This window comes from Pseudovibrio sp. W64, from assembly GCF_001623145.1.
Taxonomy (GTDB): Bacteria; Pseudomonadota; Alphaproteobacteria; order Rhizobiales; family Stappiaceae; genus Pseudovibrio.
In genome coordinates this window covers 71082-88667 of the sequence record NZ_LMCI01000018.1, presented here as the reverse complement: position 1 = coordinate 88667, position 17586 = coordinate 71082, and the positions used below count along the sequence as shown (strand labels likewise).

Annotated in this window: 17 protein-coding genes and 1 other RNA gene; 7 read left to right on the top strand and 11 right to left on the bottom strand. The window is 50.7% G+C overall.

The window, feature by feature from the left end; all coding sequences use genetic code 11:
• Positions 1-18: 18 nt before the first annotated feature.
• The 3 genes from PsW64_RS09190 to PsW64_RS09180 all read left to right on the top strand — a co-directional run bounded on the left by PsW64_RS09190 (position 19) and on the right by PsW64_RS09180 (position 4314).
• Positions 19-1173: a GNAT family N-acetyltransferase gene (locus tag PsW64_RS09190; protein ID WP_208980683.1), complete on the top strand. Its 1155-nt coding sequence runs from the start codon at positions 19-21 to the stop codon at positions 1171-1173.
• A gap of 138 nt (positions 1174-1311) precedes the next feature.
• Entirely contained in the window at positions 1312-2226 is a 915-nt protein-coding gene (locus tag PsW64_RS09185; RefSeq protein ID WP_063303415.1) for a PhzF family phenazine biosynthesis protein, read from the top strand.
• 531 nt (positions 2227-2757) lie between these two features.
• Positions 2758-4314, top strand: a complete 1557-nt coding sequence (locus PsW64_RS09180; RefSeq protein WP_063303414.1) for a 2-isopropylmalate synthase — start codon at positions 2758-2760, stop codon at positions 4312-4314.
• Positions 4315-4374: 60 nt separating this feature from the next.
• On the opposite strand, the gene PsW64_RS09175 is transcribed toward PsW64_RS09180, so the two are convergent.
• Both PsW64_RS09175 and miaA read right to left on the bottom strand, forming a co-directional pair.
• Complete coding sequence (locus PsW64_RS09175; protein ID WP_208980682.1) at positions 4375-4911, bottom strand: GNAT family N-acetyltransferase; 537 nt, start codon at positions 4909-4911, stop codon at positions 4375-4377.
• Between the two features lie 609 nt (positions 4912-5520).
• Positions 5521-6519 (bottom strand): tRNA (adenosine(37)-N6)-dimethylallyltransferase MiaA, encoded by a 999-nt coding sequence (miaA, locus tag PsW64_RS09170; RefSeq protein WP_082831072.1) that lies wholly within the window; start codon positions 6517-6519, stop codon positions 5521-5523.
• Here miaA and serB point away from each other — a divergent pair.
• Entirely contained in the window at positions 6497-7390 is an 894-nt protein-coding gene (serB, locus tag PsW64_RS09165; protein ID WP_063303412.1) for a phosphoserine phosphatase SerB, read from the top strand. The two genes, miaA and serB, sit on opposite strands and share 23 nt — an antisense overlap.
• A gap of 72 nt (positions 7391-7462) precedes the next feature.
• Here serB and PsW64_RS09160 read toward each other — a convergent pair whose 3' ends face one another.
• The 5 genes from PsW64_RS09160 to PsW64_RS09140 all read right to left on the bottom strand — a co-directional run bounded on the left by PsW64_RS09160 (position 7463) and on the right by PsW64_RS09140 (position 12176).
• Entirely contained in the window at positions 7463-8947 is a 1485-nt protein-coding gene (locus tag PsW64_RS09160; protein WP_063303411.1) for a Do family serine endopeptidase, read from the bottom strand.
• Positions 8948-9111: 164 nt separating this feature from the next.
• Positions 9112-9306, bottom strand: a complete 195-nt coding sequence (locus PsW64_RS09155) for a DUF2065 domain-containing protein (RefSeq protein WP_057465757.1) — start codon at positions 9304-9306, stop codon at positions 9112-9114.
• On the bottom strand, positions 9306-10193 hold the full coding sequence (hflC, locus tag PsW64_RS09150; protein ID WP_057465756.1) for a protease modulator HflC: 888 nt from the start codon (positions 10191-10193) through the stop codon (positions 9306-9308). The genes PsW64_RS09155 and hflC overlap by 1 nt, the downstream gene beginning before the upstream one ends.
• Positions 10193-11362: an FtsH protease activity modulator HflK gene (hflK, locus tag PsW64_RS09145; protein ID WP_057465755.1), complete on the bottom strand. Its 1170-nt coding sequence runs from the start codon at positions 11360-11362 to the stop codon at positions 10193-10195. Before hflK ends, hflC begins: the two co-directional genes overlap by 1 nt.
• A gap of 349 nt (positions 11363-11711) precedes the next feature.
• A complete protein-coding gene (locus PsW64_RS09140) occupies positions 11712-12176 on the bottom strand; it encodes a GNAT family N-acetyltransferase (RefSeq protein WP_063293878.1) in 465 nt (154 codons plus the stop codon).
• A 199-nt stretch (positions 12177-12375) separates the two neighbouring features.
• Here PsW64_RS09140 and PsW64_RS09135 point away from each other — a divergent pair, with 199 nt between their 5' ends.
• Entirely contained in the window at positions 12376-13296 is a 921-nt protein-coding gene (locus tag PsW64_RS09135; protein ID WP_208980681.1) for a phytanoyl-CoA dioxygenase family protein, read from the top strand.
• A gap of 9 nt (positions 13297-13305) precedes the next feature.
• Here PsW64_RS09135 and PsW64_RS09130 read toward each other — a convergent pair whose 3' ends face one another.
• From PsW64_RS09130 to PsW64_RS09115, 4 genes are all read right to left on the bottom strand, one after another.
• A complete protein-coding gene (locus PsW64_RS09130; protein ID WP_057465752.1) occupies positions 13306-13827 on the bottom strand; it encodes a dihydrofolate reductase in 522 nt (173 codons plus the stop codon).
• Positions 13828-13916: 89 nt separating this feature from the next.
• Positions 13917-14528 carry a histidine phosphatase family protein gene (locus tag PsW64_RS09125; RefSeq protein WP_063303410.1) on the bottom strand — a complete coding sequence of 204 codons (612 nt, stop codon included), beginning with the start codon at positions 14526-14528 and terminating at the stop codon, positions 13917-13919.
• On the bottom strand, positions 14525-15349 hold the full coding sequence (locus tag PsW64_RS09120; RefSeq protein WP_063303409.1) for a 3-deoxy-manno-octulosonate cytidylyltransferase: 825 nt from the start codon (positions 15347-15349) through the stop codon (positions 14525-14527). Before PsW64_RS09120 ends, PsW64_RS09125 begins: the two co-directional genes overlap by 4 nt.
• A 29-nt stretch (positions 15350-15378) precedes the next feature.
• Complete coding sequence (locus tag PsW64_RS09115; RefSeq protein WP_063303408.1) at positions 15379-16173, bottom strand: thymidylate synthase; 795 nt, start codon at positions 16171-16173, stop codon at positions 15379-15381.
• Between the two features lie 272 nt (positions 16174-16445).
• On the opposite strand from PsW64_RS09115, the gene ssrA reads away from it, so the two are divergent.
• Positions 16446-16801, top strand: a transfer-messenger RNA (tmRNA) gene (gene ssrA, locus PsW64_RS09110).
• Positions 16802-16928: 127 nt separating this feature from the next.
• Positions 16929-17540, top strand: coding sequence for an SspB family protein (locus PsW64_RS09105; protein WP_063298175.1), 612 nt, complete (start codon positions 16929-16931; stop codon positions 17538-17540).
• Positions 17541-17586: the final 46 nt, after the last annotated feature.

The following is a 17586-nucleotide window of genomic DNA, read 5'->3' as shown; positions in this document are numbered from 1 at the left end:
TTTGGAGAATTAAGAAGAATGCATTGCCAGATGCGGCTCGCCGCAAAAAGCCAAGCCATTGCCCTTACAGATATTATGCACGCTGCCAAAGGTCACTGGGGATACGATCCGCAGGACATGCAGGAGTTTCGGGACCATTGGAAAATCACCCCGGAAATGATCGAGGCAGATCCAATCCTTGTCATCACCGATCACCAACGACCACTTGGTTTTGCACGCATCACCAGGGAAAATGCAGAAACCGCACTGCTGGATTGTCTGTTTGTGTTGCCCGAAGCACACGGCAAAGGCCACGGAGCCTGGTTGTTGGAAGGGGCTGAAGAAGCAGCCAAACGCATGCAATGCACGCGCATGCGCCTTGAATCAGATGCAAACACAGCTCCCTTTTATCAGCACCACGGCTATCACAGCACAAGCAACAGACCGAGTGCTTTCAAAGGGGCTGGCCCGATCGAGCACATGCAAAAAGATCTCACCCCGCAAATCCATGAGATCGCAGATGTCAGTTTGAACCTTAACACCTCCGATTGCTGGGATTTCGCCACCAATAACAGTGAGGCTATCAAGGAAAACTGGCGGACATTGATTTCCGATAACCCGGATCTTTGGGATGGTAAGGTTCTTTCATTGTACCAATACTCCTTGGACCAGAAGCAATTTTCCGGTGATCTGGTAGAAATCAACTACTCCGAATTCCTCGCATGGCGCGACTGGGGCTTTCCTGACAGAAGCACCAAAAACCTGTTTGGCTGCGCAGTCCTCCGTTCCAGCCAGGGCCATCTCGTATTTGGTAAAATGGCGGGAAACACCGCAACAGCAGGTCAGGTTTACCCACCCGGCGGCAATCTTGATCTCAACGATATCACACCCGCCGGGAAGGTGGATATCTTCGGCTCCATCGCCCGCGAGCTGGAAGAAGAAACAGGCCTCACATTGGATCAGGGAGAGTTGGGGGACGTCTTCGCAATCGAAGATGGGCCACGCCTCGCAATCGCGCGTATTTTAACACTGCAACTCACCTCAGACGAAATCCTTTCAAAAATTGCACATTTCAACGCAAACCAGAAAAAACCTGAGTTGGAAGAAGCAGTTATCGTAAAATCCCGTGAGGATCTTAAGGACTACAGCGTCCCCCCATATGCCTTGGCGCTCACCGCACACCTGTTAAATTAACGAGCTATCTTCATTTGCAGACTTGTATTTAGCGCCAAAACAATCTTGAGTGGCGCTCAAGCAAATCTTTTTCGTAAGTTGAGCCCGTGATGCAAGACCACGAGCTCAACACCAAACTGAGATAATTGGACTTTTAAAATGGCCAGACCTTATGCCCTGCTAGACGTTTTCACTGATAAAGCGCTGGCAGGTAATCCGCTTGCAGTTGTGCTGGATGCAAAGGGATTGTCAGACGCTCAGATGCAGCAGATTGCCTGCGAGTTTAATCTCTCCGAGACCGTCTTCGTTCTGCCACCAGACAATATCGCTCATAACGCCTCCATCCGCATCTTCACCCCGTCCATGGAACTGCCATTTGCAGGCCACCCAACCGTGGGCACCGCCGTTTTGATGGCCGAAAATCGCTTCGGCGCGCCGGATAACGATATGGACGCGCTGGTGCTGTTGGAAGAGAAAGTCGGGTTGGTGCGCTGTGCTGTCGCCCTGCAAAAAGACAAGGCCACCTCCGCTGAGTTTGATGTACCAAGACTGCCAAAGCCAGCTCAAAAGCTTGGCGAAAAAGATGTGATTGCTGCAGCTCTGTCTCTGGAACCAAATGAAATCACATTCGAAAATCACAAGCCCAAAGCTTGGGAAGCCGGCCTGCCATTTGCGTTTGTTCCAGTTGCAGATATGGACGCCATCAACCGCATCCAGCCAGTTCATAAATACTGGGAGGAAGCGTTCGGCACCATCGCCCACAACAATGCCTTTGCATACTGCCGCCAGACCATCCATGTAGACAGCGCTTTCCACGCTCGCATGGTCTATCTGGAAAACGGCCTGCCACGCGAAGATGCAGCAACAGGGTCAGCAGTCGCCGCCTTTGCAGGGTCCATTGCAGAGTTCGACCAGCCATTGGACGGCACACACAAATATCTCATTGAGCAAGGCTTCAAGATGGGACGCCCCTCCTCCATCTCACTGGAAATGGAGATGCGGTCTGGCGCCATTCACGCTCACCGCATTGGTGGACAGGCAGTTATCCTCGCCCGCGGCGAACTGCTCCTCTGAGCGATAACACCGGAGGAGAGCACTCCGCCTCCTCCACTTCTCCCGCATATTGGGACCGCTCTGTGAGCCAATTGAGATTATCTCAGCGTGAGCTGCATATACTTTTGAGTAATCAGAGCCCTGTTTTGAGTAAAATTCTTGCATTTAATCCGCATATCCGCTAGGAAAATTACAGATTAGGCAAAAACGAGACTTACTCGGTAACGCTACAAGAAGATTTGGCTTGTAACTTCAAACAAGTATCCGACACGTAAGTAGTTGGAAAACTTTGATTCCAAGCCATAGCGACGAAAAGGCAGCTGACAGATAATGATCGCGAACCGCGACAATCTGAATGAAAACAGCACCATGCGCCAGCATGGCGGCCTCTTCCTACGCGCGCTCCTTCTACTTAGATGCCCCTAGGCGTCGGCGGCCCCGTATCTGGGCGGGCACTTAGGGGATCACTCTTAAATATCTGAGAATGAAGAAAAATCCCCAGGCGCTATTCAAGACACACAAGGTGTCGGGGCAAAGTTGAAGGCATCACCAATGACCGCATCCGCTAAAGACCAAGTAGTTATTTTCGACACCACTCTGCGCGACGGAGAACAATCTCCCGGCGCGTCCATGACCTTGGAAGAAAAGCTGCAAGTCGCTGAATTACTTGACACAATGGGCGTCAACATCATTGAAGCAGGCTTTCCAATTGCCTCTCAGGGTGACTTTGAAGCGGTCAGCGAAATCGCCAAACGCTCAAAAAACTCCGTAATCGCAGGCCTGGCCCGCGCAATCCTGGCGGATATTGACCGCGCTGGTGAAGCAATTAAGCAGGCAAATCAAGGCCGTATCCATACATTCGTCTCCACCTCTCCAATCCATCTGCAATTCCAGATGAACAAAACAGAAGAGCAGGTTCTGGAGATCATCACCAAAACGGTGAAACAGGCACGTAACCTGATCGATGACATCGAGTGGTCCGCAATGGACGCCACCCGAACATCCATCGAGTACCTGAGCCGCTGCGTTGAAGCCGCCATCAACGCTGGTGCAACAACCATCAACCTGCCGGATACCGTTGGCTATGCAACACCCGCTGAATATCAAGCCATGTTCGAGCAGGTCATCGCAAATGTGCCGAACTCTGATAAGGCAATATTCTCAGCGCATTGTCACAACGACTTGGGCTTAGCTGCAGCAAACTCTCTGGCTGGTGTCGCAGGCGGTGCACGTCAGATCGAGTGTACCATCAACGGTCTGGGCGAGCGCGCAGGCAACGCCGCGCTGGAAGAAATCGTCATGGCCTTGCGCACTCGTGGTGATGTGCTGCCATATGAATGCACCATCGATCCAGCCTATTTGACCCGCGCATCTAAGCTGGTCTCTGCAGTGTCCTCCTTCCCCGTCCAGTACAACAAAGCAATCGTCGGCAAAAACGCATTTGCCCACGAAAGCGGCATTCACCAGGACGGTATGTTAAAGCACGCAGAAACCTACGAAATCATGCGTCCGGAAGATGTTGGAGTTCGTGCAACCTCTTTGGTCATGGGCAAACACTCTGGCCGTCATGCCTTCAAAGACAAGCTGTCTGAGCTGGGTTATGAGTTGGGCGACAACGCTTTGCAGGAAGCCTTCCGCCGCTTTAAGGACTTGGCAGATCGCAAGAAAAACGTTTACGACGAAGACATTGAAGCGCTGGTGGAAGACCAGATCACAATTGAAAGCGAGAACGTCAAGGTTATCGCTCTGACAGTGATTGCTGGTACTGGTGGACCTCAAAAAGCCATCTTGACCATGGACGTCAACGGCAAGCACGAAACCCGTGAAGCCACAGGCGACGGCCCGGTTGATGCCACCTTCAACGCGATCAAGGCAATTTGGCCGCATGACGCAAACATGTCCCTTTATCAGGTACATGCAGTGACAGAAGGCACCGATGCGCAGGCTGAAGTTTCCGTTCGTCTGGAAGACAACGGCAAAATCGCAACTGGTAAAGGTGCAGACACAGATACATTGGTCGCCTCTGCCCGCGCCTACGTCTCTGCACTGAACAAACTGTCAATCCGACGTCAGCGTCAGGTCAACGTGGAAGACGCGATCACCGTTTAAGTCATTCAATTTTCATGGAAAGAGCGCGGGTCGAAAGCCCCGCGCTTTTTTTGTGCCAGTTCAGGCTGGAACAGCAAGCTTTTGACAGCTTGGGCTAAGCACTTGATAAAATTCGCAAGGCAATCCATCAACCAGACGCGTCTCACGAAACTCAAAGCCTGCACGCTTCATGACTTTCTTGGAAGCATGATTTTCTGGATGAGCGAAGGCCAAAAGGTGAGAGTAATAAGTGTTCTCGAAGAACCACTCCACCAGCGCCTGTGCAATCTCACTGCCAAAACGTTTGTTCCAGAAGTGCTCTAACAAAGTGTAGTCCATCTCGACTTCGGCGGTTTTCTCGTAAAGAGAGAAACCAGCACGGCCAACGAACTCACCCTCATGCGTCGACAGATGCCATTGACTGAAACCCATCAGTTCCTGAGTCTCAATAAAGCTTGCCAACCGTTTTTTCACGATCGAAACATCCCAGGCCACATTAGTGGGCTGTAAGTAACGATTGACCTCTGGATTGCTATGAAGGCTTACAAGATCTGCCAGATCATCAGAGGTAAAAGGTCGTGCCCGCAGCCGTTTCGTTTCCAGGATTGGGAGTGTCACGCTTGCTTCCTCCATTATAATCACACGCCAGCCAGCCAGAAAAACCAGCCACGTAAGACCAACAGCCTCAGGTCACATCTGGAGAGTTCTCCCTCAGATTACAACCGCCTTAATGCATGCAATATGCTTTTAAATACCATCAAAATTCAAAGCCGAATGCTTGATGGCACTTCATTATGTCTAAAAAGCGTCAGAAGTCCTGCTACATGCAATCCTTTGAAATTCAGTAGGATTTTCTCGAAGAAAGTATGCAGATAACATTTAATAAGGCAAAATTACGATCTTTAGATACCACAGATTTGCTGGATAACGCCAATTATGCGAGCCGCACAATGACTTAAGGTAAACCTAGTCTTATACAACTCATCACAATCGCTTAAAATTAGTACTGGTCGGTGGAGTATACTCACACCGACCAGAGCTCTAAGGAGCCTCAGCTCCGCCGCAAATTAAATTTCTCGGAATATAGTATGGCTTGTTTGGCGGCCTCTGCCAAACGTGCGCCTCTCTTTAAAGAAACCGTAGAAAGATGTCACTCAGAAATTCATCAGTAAAACTATCTATCTGCCAATTTTAACAGGGATTTTCGCCAATCAATAAAAGCCAGCATTAAGATCCATGGGAGAACGCAGTCTTCACAGTTTCAACAAAAGCTTCAGTTTCGCTGGTCTTGAGCGGGTCAATATTCTGCCAGGTCGAAAGTTGTCCCCTGAAGAACGTGGATTGTCGCTTTGCATAGCGGCGTGTTTCAGTCTTAGCTTTCTCAACTGCCCAGTCCATGCTGGTGAGCCCCTGAGCGGCTTCAGCAAGCTGCTTCACGCCAATCGCCTTCATCACTTGCAAGTTTGGGTCAAGGCCTTTGGCCCAAAGCGCACACGCTTCCTCAACTGCTCCCTGCTCCACCATCAAATCAAACCGGCGATGAATCCGATCATGCAGGACTTTGCGATCTGGCGACAATACCACTCTCACAGATTCATCAGTACTCAGCAAAGGAGTGCTACGCTCATTCTGCCAGACTGATAGAGACTTACCCGTCCCCTCAACAACCTCCAGAGCGCGTACAATGCGCTGCGTGTCTGATGGATGCAAACGGTCAGCCATAATCTGATCCCGCTCTCCCAGAGCGTTATGAAGCGCCCCTGCTGCTGCATCCTGTGAGAACACCCTCCAATGCTGCCGCACATCCTCTGGGATGTCGGGCATCAGGGATAGTCCCTCCAACGCGGACCTGAAGTAAAGACCAGTCCCACCAACAACAACCAGCGGGCGACCTGATTGTCGGGCATCCGACAACAGTTCTTCAAACTCCGTCAGCCAGTTCATCACGCTGTAAGGTTGGTCACTGGGCACATGGCCGAACAAGTGGTGCGGTGCCTGCGATTCTTCTTCCACGCTTGGACGCGCGCTCAAAATATGCAGATCGGAATAGATTTGCATGGAATCTGCATTAACAACCCACGCATTCAGCTCTTTTGCCAGTTGAATGGAAAGAGCTGTCTTGCCGCTGGCCGTCGGTCCGGCTATCAACACCGCAACAGGCCTTTTACCAGCGCCATTCACTTGCCCAGTCCGAGAGCTGCTTATGTCGTTTGTTGTCACGCTCATTTCCAATCCAGCCAAACCTGCTGTCACTGAGGATATCGTTGAGAAGGTCAGTGCCCTTCTTCCCGCGGCACCTCAGGTTAAGGTACTCAACCCTCACATCGCTGTAGACCTGACGATTGAGGGTCACGCAGAACCTGAAGAACTCGAAAGCTCTATTCGCACAAACCTTGCAAATGCACCAGTTGATGTTTTCATTCAACCCCAGAATGGCCGCAGAAAGAAACTCCTGATCGCAGATATGGATTCCACCATGATCCAGCAGGAGTGCATTGATGAGCTTGCAGCGGAACTGGGTTTGAAAGAGAGAATCTCCGAGATCACCGAGAGCGCCATGCGCGGCGAAATTGAGTTTGAACCTGCTCTGCGACAGCGCGTTGCCCTGCTTAAAGGCCTGGGCACAGAAGTCATCGGCAAGACCATCGAAAACCGCATTACGTTGACACCTGGCGGACGAGAACTCGTGCAGACCATGAAAGCCAATGGCGGATATGCTGCACTGGTATCCGGTGGTTTCACCTCTTTCACGCAGAAGATTGCCGAGGTCATCGGCTTCGATGAAAACAAGGCCAACATCCTTCTGGAAGCGGAATCTAAGCTCTCAGGTGAAGTTGCTGAACCCATCCTTGGCAAACAGGCGAAACTAGACCGCCTCAACGAGCTTACTGAGGAAAAGAGCATCGCACTGGAAGACGTCATTGCAGTGGGCGATGGCGCCAATGATCTGGCCATGATCTGCGCTGCTGGTCTGGGCGTTGCCTTCCACGCAAAGCCGAAAGTGGCTGCGGAAGCTCGCGCTAAGATTAACCACGGCGACCTGACGGCCCTGCTCTACATTCAAGGTTACAGCCACGACGAATTTGCAAAAACCTAAGTTTCCTTGCTTTCAAATAAAAAAGCCGCCTCCAATCTGAAAGCGGCTTTTTTCATGTCTGATAAAAACGAACTAGTCTTCGATACGAACTGCAACAAACCGCAGTTCGCCAGAACCGTTGGAAAGCAACAGCAACGCAGAGCGACGTTTATCAGCCTTAAGAGCTTCGATCATAGCAACCACATCTTTTGGTGCTGCAACAGGCTCCTGAGCCACCTCAACGATCACATCACCAGCGCGAACCCGTTTGTCTTCAGCAGAACTGCCTTCAGCAACGCGGGTAATCACAACGCCTTCGATTTCGTCTGACAGGGCAAAACGTTCACGTAAAGGTTCATCGATTTTGGCCAGAGACAATCCAAGCACAACGGTTTCATCCGCTTTGCTCTTTGGACTTTCCTGCTCTTCCTCGACCTTCTCAATTTCAGCCACTTCATCAAGACGTCCGAGCGTGACTTCAAGCTCGACTTCTTCACCACGGCGCAAAACCATGAGCGGAACAGTACTGCCAATCGTTGTCGTTGCAACCATGCGCGGCAGATCGCGCATTTCAGGGACACTCCGGCCATCAAAGCTCAGCACAACATCACCTGGCATGATGTCAGCTTCCTGTGCAGGTCCACCCTCAGTTACGCCAGCAATCAAAGCACCACGCGCACTTTCCATACCGAGACTCTCAGCAATCTCTTCAGTGACATGCTGAATACGCACACCAAGCCAGCCGCGACGGGTTTCACCAAACTCACGCAGCTGCGCAATCACACGGGTTGCAGTCTCTGCAGGAATAGCAAAGCCGATGCCGATAGATCCACCTGAAGGCGAGAAAATAACAGTGTTGATCCCGACAACTTCACCATCCATGTTGAACAGTGGTCCACCCGAGTTGCCTCGGTTGATGGCAGCATCAGTCTGAATAAAATTATCATAAGGACCGGAGTTGATATCGCGGTTTCGTGCAGAAACGATACCTGCTGTAACTGTACCACCAAGACCGAACGGGTTACCGATCGCCATCACCCAGTCACCAACACGCAGCACTTCAGAACTGCCGAACTTCACTGAATCCAAGGTTGACTGAGGCTCAACCTTCAAAACAGCAAGGTCCGTCTTCTCATCAGATCCAAGCAGCTGTGCTGACAGTTTGGTACCATCATTGAAGTTAACGGTAATCTCGTCCGCACCTTCAATCACATGGTTGTTGGTAACAATGATGCCCTTTTCACCGTCAATAACAAAGCCAGAACCGAGCGATTGAACACGCTGCGGGCTTTCACCTTCAGGTTCTTGCCCGTTGAAGAATTCTTCGAAAAATTCCTGAAAAGGAGATCCCTCAGGGACATCTGGCAGCTGAAGAGACCGTTTGGCTTTCACTCTTTGCGCGGTCGAAATATTGACCACGGCATCACCAAGCTCTTCAGCAAGGTCTGCCAGAGATTCTGGGCCGCTTGCGCGAGCACTATCGAAGCTGCCGGTCACCGCCGCAACTCCAAGTACACTCGCAAAAACAATTGCCTTGATCGATCGTCCAAGCTCAAGGCGAGGGAAAACACCGGCCATAAGCCATCTCCTCAGATTATCAGGTGAACACAAACACTTCACCAGAACGCATACTGAAAACAAATATGCCCGCGCTTGGTTAATAAAGCGCGGGCAAAACTAACATTTATTTCTTAACTGCGTCAGGCTGATTTCTCGCAGTTGTATCATTGGCAAATCTGCGTCTAGCCACTGAGGGAACGCACCAACCATACAATCAACACACCCAGCCCCATCGCAGCAACACCACCAAGACGGAGAGACTGATCAGGAATCTCCTGAGCTTTCCGCATGAATTCCTTCAAATGGCCTGGGGCTAGAGCATAAACAACTCCCTCAACAACGAGGACAAGTCCCAGAGCCACAATAAAATCATTCATTACTGTGGTGCACCAACCGCCGGAGCACTCCGCGTTCCTGCCGGATCGTTGAAGTAGCGGAAGAAGTCAGAGTCAGGAGACAGCACCAGAGACGTATCGCCACCTTCCAGAGCATTGGTATATGCCTGCATGGAACGATAGAACTCGAAGAAGCTTGGGTCTTTGCCATAAGCTTCTGCGAAGATCTGGTTGGCAGCCGCATCACCATCACCACGGATGATATCAGCATCACGCTGTGCTTCAGCAACAAGAACGGTTGCATCACGATCAGCACGAGACTTAATACGGCGAGACTGCTCTTCACCCTGTGCGCGGATTTCAGTTGCTTCACGCTGACGCTCTGTCTGCATGCGACGGAAAATCGCCTGAGAGTTTGCCTCTGGCAGATCCGCACGACGGATCTTCACGTCAATCACATCAATGCCGATCGCAGCAGCGCTTTTGTCCACGTCCTGACGGATCTTTTCCATCAGATCAGAACGGTCATCACGCACCACCTGTACGAAGGTTGCTTTTGCCAGTTCAGAACGCAGAGAAGACTGCAGGAACGTCGCAAGACGGCGTGCACCTTCATTTACGTTGTTCACAGACTGGTAGAAGCGCACTGGGTTGGTGATACGATAACGAGCAAACGCATCAACAGTCAGACGTTTTTTGTCAGCAACAATTGCTTCCAAAGGAGGCATGTTGAGATCAAGAATACGCTTATCCAGAACGATAACGTTCTGCCAAGGCAACTTGAATTTCAAACCCGGCTCAGTTTCCTGGGCTTTCACCTCACCAAACTGCAGAACAAGTGCCTGCTCAGTTGGGGTAATGATGTAAGCCGACCAGTAAAGAACCAGAGCGATAGCAGCTATAACAATGCCAAGAAGACCGCTTTTCATTAGTTGTTTCCTCCAGCACGTTTGTTCAGCTGGTCAAGCGGCAGATAAGGCACAACACCATTTTGCTGACCATTTCCGTCGATGATGATTTTCGGATTTTTGCTCAAGACATTTTCCATGGTCTCAAGATAGAGGCGCTGGCGAATAATATTAGGAGATTTCGCGTATTCCTCATAAATCTTGCTGAAGCGCTGTGCCTGACCATTTGCATTCGCAATAGTCTTGTCACGATACGCTTGTGCAGCTTCAGAAACGCGAGCCGCATTACCACGAGCTTCAGGGACGATCTTGTTAGCGTAAGCTTGTGCTTCGTTCTGGATACGCTCTTGGTCAGCACGAGCTGCCTGAACATCACGGAACGCTTCAATAACCTGCGCAGGAGGATCAACCTTCTGCATCTGAACCTGAGTAACCTCGATACCAGCTTTGTAGTTATCGAGAGTTTCCTGCATCAGTTTTTGCACTGCAATCTGAATTGGGGCACGGTTTTCAGTCAGAATTGAATCAATGCGGGAGCTGCCAACAACTTCACGCATCGCGCTTTCAGCCACTGCTTTCACGGTACCTTCTGGATTCTGAATGTTAAACAGGTATTCCTGAACACCAGTAGGAGTATTCTGAATGCGCCATTGAACTTTGAAGTCTACGTCAACGATGTTTTCATCGCCGGTCAACATCAGGCTCTCTTCAGGCACATCACGCTGGTTGATAGAGCTGCCACGAACGAACTCTTCCATACCAACAGTCAATTCGCGAACACGCAGCACTTCTGGAGTGCGCACTTCGCCAACCGGATATGGCCAGTTGTAGTTCAGACCCGGATCGGTTTGTCCAACGACCTTACCGAATACCAGTTCCACACCAACTTCACTTGGTTCAACGCGGTAGATACCGGTAGCAAGCCAGATAACAACGGCAACAAGAATAGCGAACAAAATGCCTTTAAAACCAAGGCCGCCGCCATCACCAGGAAGAACGGATTTCAGCTGGTCCTGACCCCGTTTGAGGATTTCCTCAAAATCAGGTGGATTACCGCCGCCACCGTTTCCGCCGCCACGCTGTGGGCCACCGCCGCCACCCCAAGGGCCACCACCGCCCTTGTTGCCGCCGGAGTTCCCCCAAGGGCCGCCGTTATTGCCGCCACCTCCGCTTTGATTGCTCCAAGGCATAGAGAGATCCCTTTACTAGGTATGCTGCCGGACAAACCGACAAATAGATGAGAGTTAGACTAAGCCAACTATTACTTGATTAGGGTTATAGGCAAGTTACCAGCGCCTTTCAACGAATGCAGATACGCCAAAAGGCTGCACTTTATGGAAAAACACCAAAACCCCACAGAAACCGGACATTATTGAAGAAGATAAGCCTTCTTTCGCACGTTTCAACCGACGTACAAGAGCCTACCTGCAAATTTCAGCTGTAAGAATTAGAGGCACAATCAGGCAAATTCTTGCTGTTTTGCTCAACAAAACGTAAACCAAGCCAACACACAGCGGAAACGTGCAGAGTTTTAAGCCCTCAGCTTTCAGGCGGCACCCTTAAACGCATATCAATGTGCGGAATACCATCGTCCAGATAAGTCTCCGAAGTGGCGTAGAAGCCAAGCCCGCCATAGAAGTCCTTCAGATAGTCCTGTGCCTGCAGCTCCACACGCGCATCATCATTGGTCGCTGCGCAGTAAGAAAGCGCGGCATTCATCAACTTACCAGCAATACCCTGCCCACGCGCCTCCTTTGAGACCAACACACGGCTAATCTTGAACACATCGCCATCGTCGTATTTCAGGAGGATTCGCAGCGCCCCGAGAATATGCCCGGCATCATTCATCACGAGAATGTGTTTACTGACAGGATCGAGCCCATCGATATCTGGATATGCGCACTGCTGTTCAACAATAAACACATCGCAACGTAACTTTAGCAAAGCATAGAGCTGTTCAACGCTGAACTCGTTGAAGTCTTTAAGCTCAAGAAACTGGGACATTCCACCTCAAAAATTCCGCGGCTCACTCCCGAAAAGCAAGCCTCAAACCCTTATTTATCTTGGTGGTCAGCGTTCAAATTGCAAGTCAATTACTGCCAGAAACTAATCTTTAGGCAGATTTCACAAGCAGAAACAGAAGGAAAGACCCAAAGCACCGATCCCCTTAACCTCTCGTTAATGAAGAGCGGCGGGGATGCAAATGCGGGCAATAAAGCCAAAACACCTCATGAACAGCTTGCAGCGCAGGTTCCTGCCTTCGTCCTCCTATCAATCGGAGTGGGACGAAGAAACGACACCCAATTGGTTTCATAGCGAGCTGACCGATCTCCATAGCCAGAAGATTGAAAAGCAGGCGAAACTGTATTCAACCCTGCCTCTCTCTTGCGCTCAGGCTTTGCAAACCCATGGCATCTGGATCAAACATGATGTGTTGCCGCGGGAGTTCTTTCGCAGGCTCAAGTTCGAAGCCTTTGACTATTTTGTCGGGCAGAGAGATCGGAATAAGCGGCTTCTCTCCAACTGGCATAACGCACAAAGCTTCACACTGCCGTTGAACTATACGCACCTTCTCAGGCAACCCTTTTTACAATCTGCCATCACAGACGAGCTTATTCCGCCACCGCTACAGTTCGCAGCAGGCAGAAAAGCCAAGCCTGCGTACCATATCGAGGCAATGGCACAATGCACGCCGTCCTTCCGCTTTGAAACGGAAGGCAGCAACACACCACCTTTTGAAATTGAACACGATGCATTCTCGCCCGGCGCAATTGCATTGCTTTTTCTGGAAAAAATCACACCCGAAGACGGCGCAATGTTTTACATCCCCGGCTCACATCGCATGACAGAACAACGTATTCTCTGGGAATATCAGCGCCATCTTGATTATACAGAGATGGAAGAAGACGACGATGAGCCCATCACAGGGCTGAGTGATCTGCAAGAGCTGGATCTGCCACCTCTCCTACCTTTAAAGGTAGAGGCAAACACATTGCTGATTATGGACCGCTCAGGTTTCCATGGCCGTTTGCCAAGCACCAACAACGCGCACAACGCCCATACAGCTCACCGCCTTGCTTTGCGCGCAGACCTCACAACAAAGTCATCAACGCGCAACAACTAACAGGCTGTATCAAAGCTTGCGGCGATAAATTTCCAGAGAGGAATCAGCGGAGTCTTTTTCTCCACGATCAAACGGCGTGCGTTCAGCAAGCTCCCATTCGCCCTCATAGATATCCGGGAATTTCGTGTCACCGTCTGGCTGCGCATGAATACGGGTAATGTAGAGAGTGGAAGCCTTCGGCATCGCTTCTTTATAAATCTGCCCACCACCCACAATCATGATCTCATCGACGCCATCATTCTCAGCAATGTCATTTGCAAGCGTGAGTGCATCACCAAGACTGCTGACCACTTCAACACCTTCATAAGCGTAGTTCGGATCACGCGTGATGACGACATTTTTGCGGTTTGGAAGAGGCTTGCCAAGCGTCGTGCAAATACTCTCAAAGGTCCGACGCCCCATGATCACGGGCTTACCTGTTGTCGTCTTGCGAAAGAACTTCAGATCGGTAGAAACAGACCATGGCATGTCATTGTTTGCGCCAATCACACCATTTTCAGCCACGGCTGAGATCATCGAAATTTGCTTCATCCTATCCTCAATTGGCAAGAGACAAGTCGTACTCAGTTGATGAGAGCATCAAGCTCCCATCTAAACCAGTTCAGGCAGCAGGAAAGAACCTACGGCCTCACGTTCCAACTAAGCATTAACGGCTGGCCTTCGTCTGTAACATCGAACACACCATAGGCCGCTGTCTTCAGTTTCAAATCAGCACCAGCACCTTGATCAGCCAGTGTTTTCAATGCAAAGCGTGCAATCCCGTTACTGGTCACCACAAGAAGGGTCTTGCCTGGGAACTTCTTGGGAGCAGATGCAAAGAACTCCTGCCAACGTCCAATCACAGCGTGCGGGTCAATGTGCCAGCCATTTGGCGGCACACCTTCTTCTTCCCATGCACGAAGAGCCTCATCACCAATCCGGGCCAGAACCTCTTCCTCGGGTTTATTTTCATCCGGGCCGTAATCGATCTCCACCAAAAACGGCAGAACCTTCAAATCAACCTCTTCAGCCTGCGTTTTCAGTGCAATCTGCGCTGTTTGCTTCGTTCTCTGCAGCGGAGAGCAAAACGCCATATCAAAGCTCACACCCAGATCAGCAAAGTGCTCAGAGAGCTTCTCAGCCTGCCCCAGACCAGAAACACTGAGAGGCAAGTCTGTGCGGCCACCAACACGAGTGACAACATCGCCCTTATCAAAAGTGTTGCCGTGTCTGAGAATATAAACGCGCGTCAAAGGCCAGTCTCCAAATGATCAAACGGGTCGCCAAATTTAGCAATCAATTGTGCTGCAAGCTCCGCATCGCTTGGCGTGTCCACACCAGACATGGAAAGTTTAGGCGGCTGCACTTCTTCCGCATGAACAACCATACCGTTTTCCAGAAAACGAAGCTGCTCAAGCCCTTCCATCTGCTCGTAGTACCCAAGCCCAAGCTCGTTGAAGCGTTTAAGCGCGTCAACGCGGTAGCCATAAAGCCCGATATGGCGGAAGACAGGAGAAAGCTTGTCGCTCTCCCGCAGTTTCTCTTCTTTACGAATGGCCGGAAGAATGTTCTTGGAGAACCACAGAGCCGTTCCATCATCCCTGCGCACACAAGTTGTGCCGGAAAACGGATGAGCCTTCTTGTGCTCACGGAGCTCGTCCAACCCGTTCCAGTCCAGCCGAATAACAGGCGTGAACACGTCCGCATCAGGGCGCATTGCAGCCGCCTGGATCAGCGCAGAAACATGCTCAGGCGGTGTAAACGGCGCATCACCCTGCAGGTTTAAAACAAACTCAGGATGCGTGCCATGCACTCTGGAGGCAGCAAGTGCCCGGTCCGTACCGGATGGATGCTCCGGATCAGTCATCACAAAGGGCGCACCAATATGGCGACAATGCTCGGCAACCTCTTCATGGTCCACCGCGACCACATAGTCAGAACCAGTTTGTTTCGCCGCAACACGAGCAACTTGCACAACACGCTCCAGTAAGCTGCGGCCACTGATTGGGTGCAGCGGCTTGCGCGGAAAACGGGTTGATCCAATACGCGCCGGAACGCAAATAAGGGTTCGCATGGGAACTCCTTTTAAAAAACCAAAGACAACTAGACCGCAACAACACCTTTGATGTGTGGATGCGGGTCATAACCTTCCAAAGCAAAGTCCTCGTAGCAGAACCTGAAGATATCCTTCACTTCTGGATTGATATGCATAACAGGCAAGGCGCGTAGCTCTCTGGAAAGCTGAAGCTCAGCCTGCTCCATATGATTTGAGTAAAGATGCGCATCACCAAGCGTATGAACAAAATCACCAGCTTCCAGATCGCAAACCTGTGCAATCATCATGGTCAGTAATGCGTAAGAAGCGATGTTGAACGGAACACCGAGGAACACATCTGCAGAACGTTGGTAGAGCTGGCAGGAAAGCTTGCCGTTTGCCACGTAAAACTGGAACAGCGAATGACAAGGCGGCAGCGCCATATCGTCAACAAGCGCAGGGTTCCAGGCAGAAACAATCAACCGGCGGCTATCCGGGTTCGTTTTGATCTGCTGCACCACATTGGCAATCTGGTCGATAGAACCACCGTCTGGCTTGGGCCAGGAGCGCCACTGATAACCATAGACTGGCCCCAGGTCGCCATTCTCATCTGCCCACTCATCCCAAATACGTACCTTATTATCTTTAAGGTACTTGATGTTGGTATCACCCGCCAAAAACCAGAGCAGCTCATAAATGATAGATCTCAGGTGCAATTTCTTGGTCGTAACAACCGGAAAGCCCTTGGACAGATCAAACCGCATCTGATGACCAAAGACAGACTTGGTGCCTGTCCCAGTGCGATCTTCTTTAACCACACCTTCATCCATGATACGGCGCATCAGCTCTAGATATTGCTGCACGAAGGATCATCTCCTGTTTTACGATTCGAGTCGCGCACAGTATAGCCAATCTACCGAAAATCGCCTCTGTGCCATCTTGCATACGGGGTCTTACCCCAAGCTTCCGTCGATAAAAAGACCGGGAAAATAGCTTGAGTGCTTCCGCCTTAGTCAAATCCCAGCAAAAGCGTCATTTACAAATCTTCAACACCACCACTTGTTCAAATTGGCCTGTGAATATGCCGCTTTGTCAACAGGTTCTCTTAGCCCTGCGACAGTAACCGATAGCTTTTGCCCTTCCATTTGCCAGTGCGTGCACCTATATTCCCCCTGCCAGTTCGCTGGCTACGGCAATAAATTGCGAGCGCAATAAACCATTCGGACCCGGGGGCGGTACCCGGCGCCTCCACCAAAGCCCGTTGTACACCAGCGGTCTTCGGGGGGGCGAAACAGGATCGACGAGGGCGTAAAGGCTTTGTTTTTGCTCGGCATGGTACCACCGTTATCGGACCAAAATGATAGTTGCAAATGACAACTACGCTATGGACAACGCTGTAGCTGCGTAATGCAGTTCCGGTAGTCCACTAAGTCCCGTTGGTTAGCACCTTCAGGCGGGGTTCGGAGGCACCTGGCAACAGAAGCCTCCACTTTAGTGTTAAAAGGCTCTTTCCTTATTCTATGCCTATTCAAGGTATAGAAATAAAAGACAGGCCTTTTTGTTGCCTCTACGCTATAGTTAGGCCGAATAAGAACGCAAAGGATGAGCGGTGCCGGACATGGCTGAAGATTTAATCCGCTATGACATCATCATTCAGGACGCGCTGAGAAACGCAGTCCGAAAGATATTGGTTGAGGTCAACCGGGCAGGACTTCCCGGAGAGCACCATTTTTACATTGCCTTTGAAACCACGGCCCCTGGCGTCAAGATTTCAAACCGCTTAAGGGAACGTTACCCGAAAGAAATGACGATCGTGCTGCAGCACCAGTTCTGGGACCTGCAGATCACTGAGCACGCTTTCGAGGTTGGTTTGTCCTTTGGTGGTGTTCCGGAGCATTTGTACGTTCCGTTCTCTGCAATCAAGGGTTTCTTCGACCCGTCCGTCCAGTTTGCTCTTGAGTTTGAGCCTGGCAAAACCGGTGAAGAACTGCCTGCAGAATTCCGCATTGCGGAACGTGATCTGGACTCTGTTGAAGAGTTCCATGCACGTCTGGAATCGGCTGTCGAACAGGACGAAAAAGAAGAAGCTAACGCAGCTGCTTCCGAAACAGAAGAGACAGCTTCAGACTCTGAGGAAGAGAAAGAGAAAACTGACTCTGACGAGACTTCCAAAGATGATAACGGAAGTGCGCAGGTTGTTTCTCTGGATGCTTTCCGCAAGAAGAGCTGATCCTTCCGATCAAGATAAGAGCGGTCGGCTCATCAACGTCATGTAA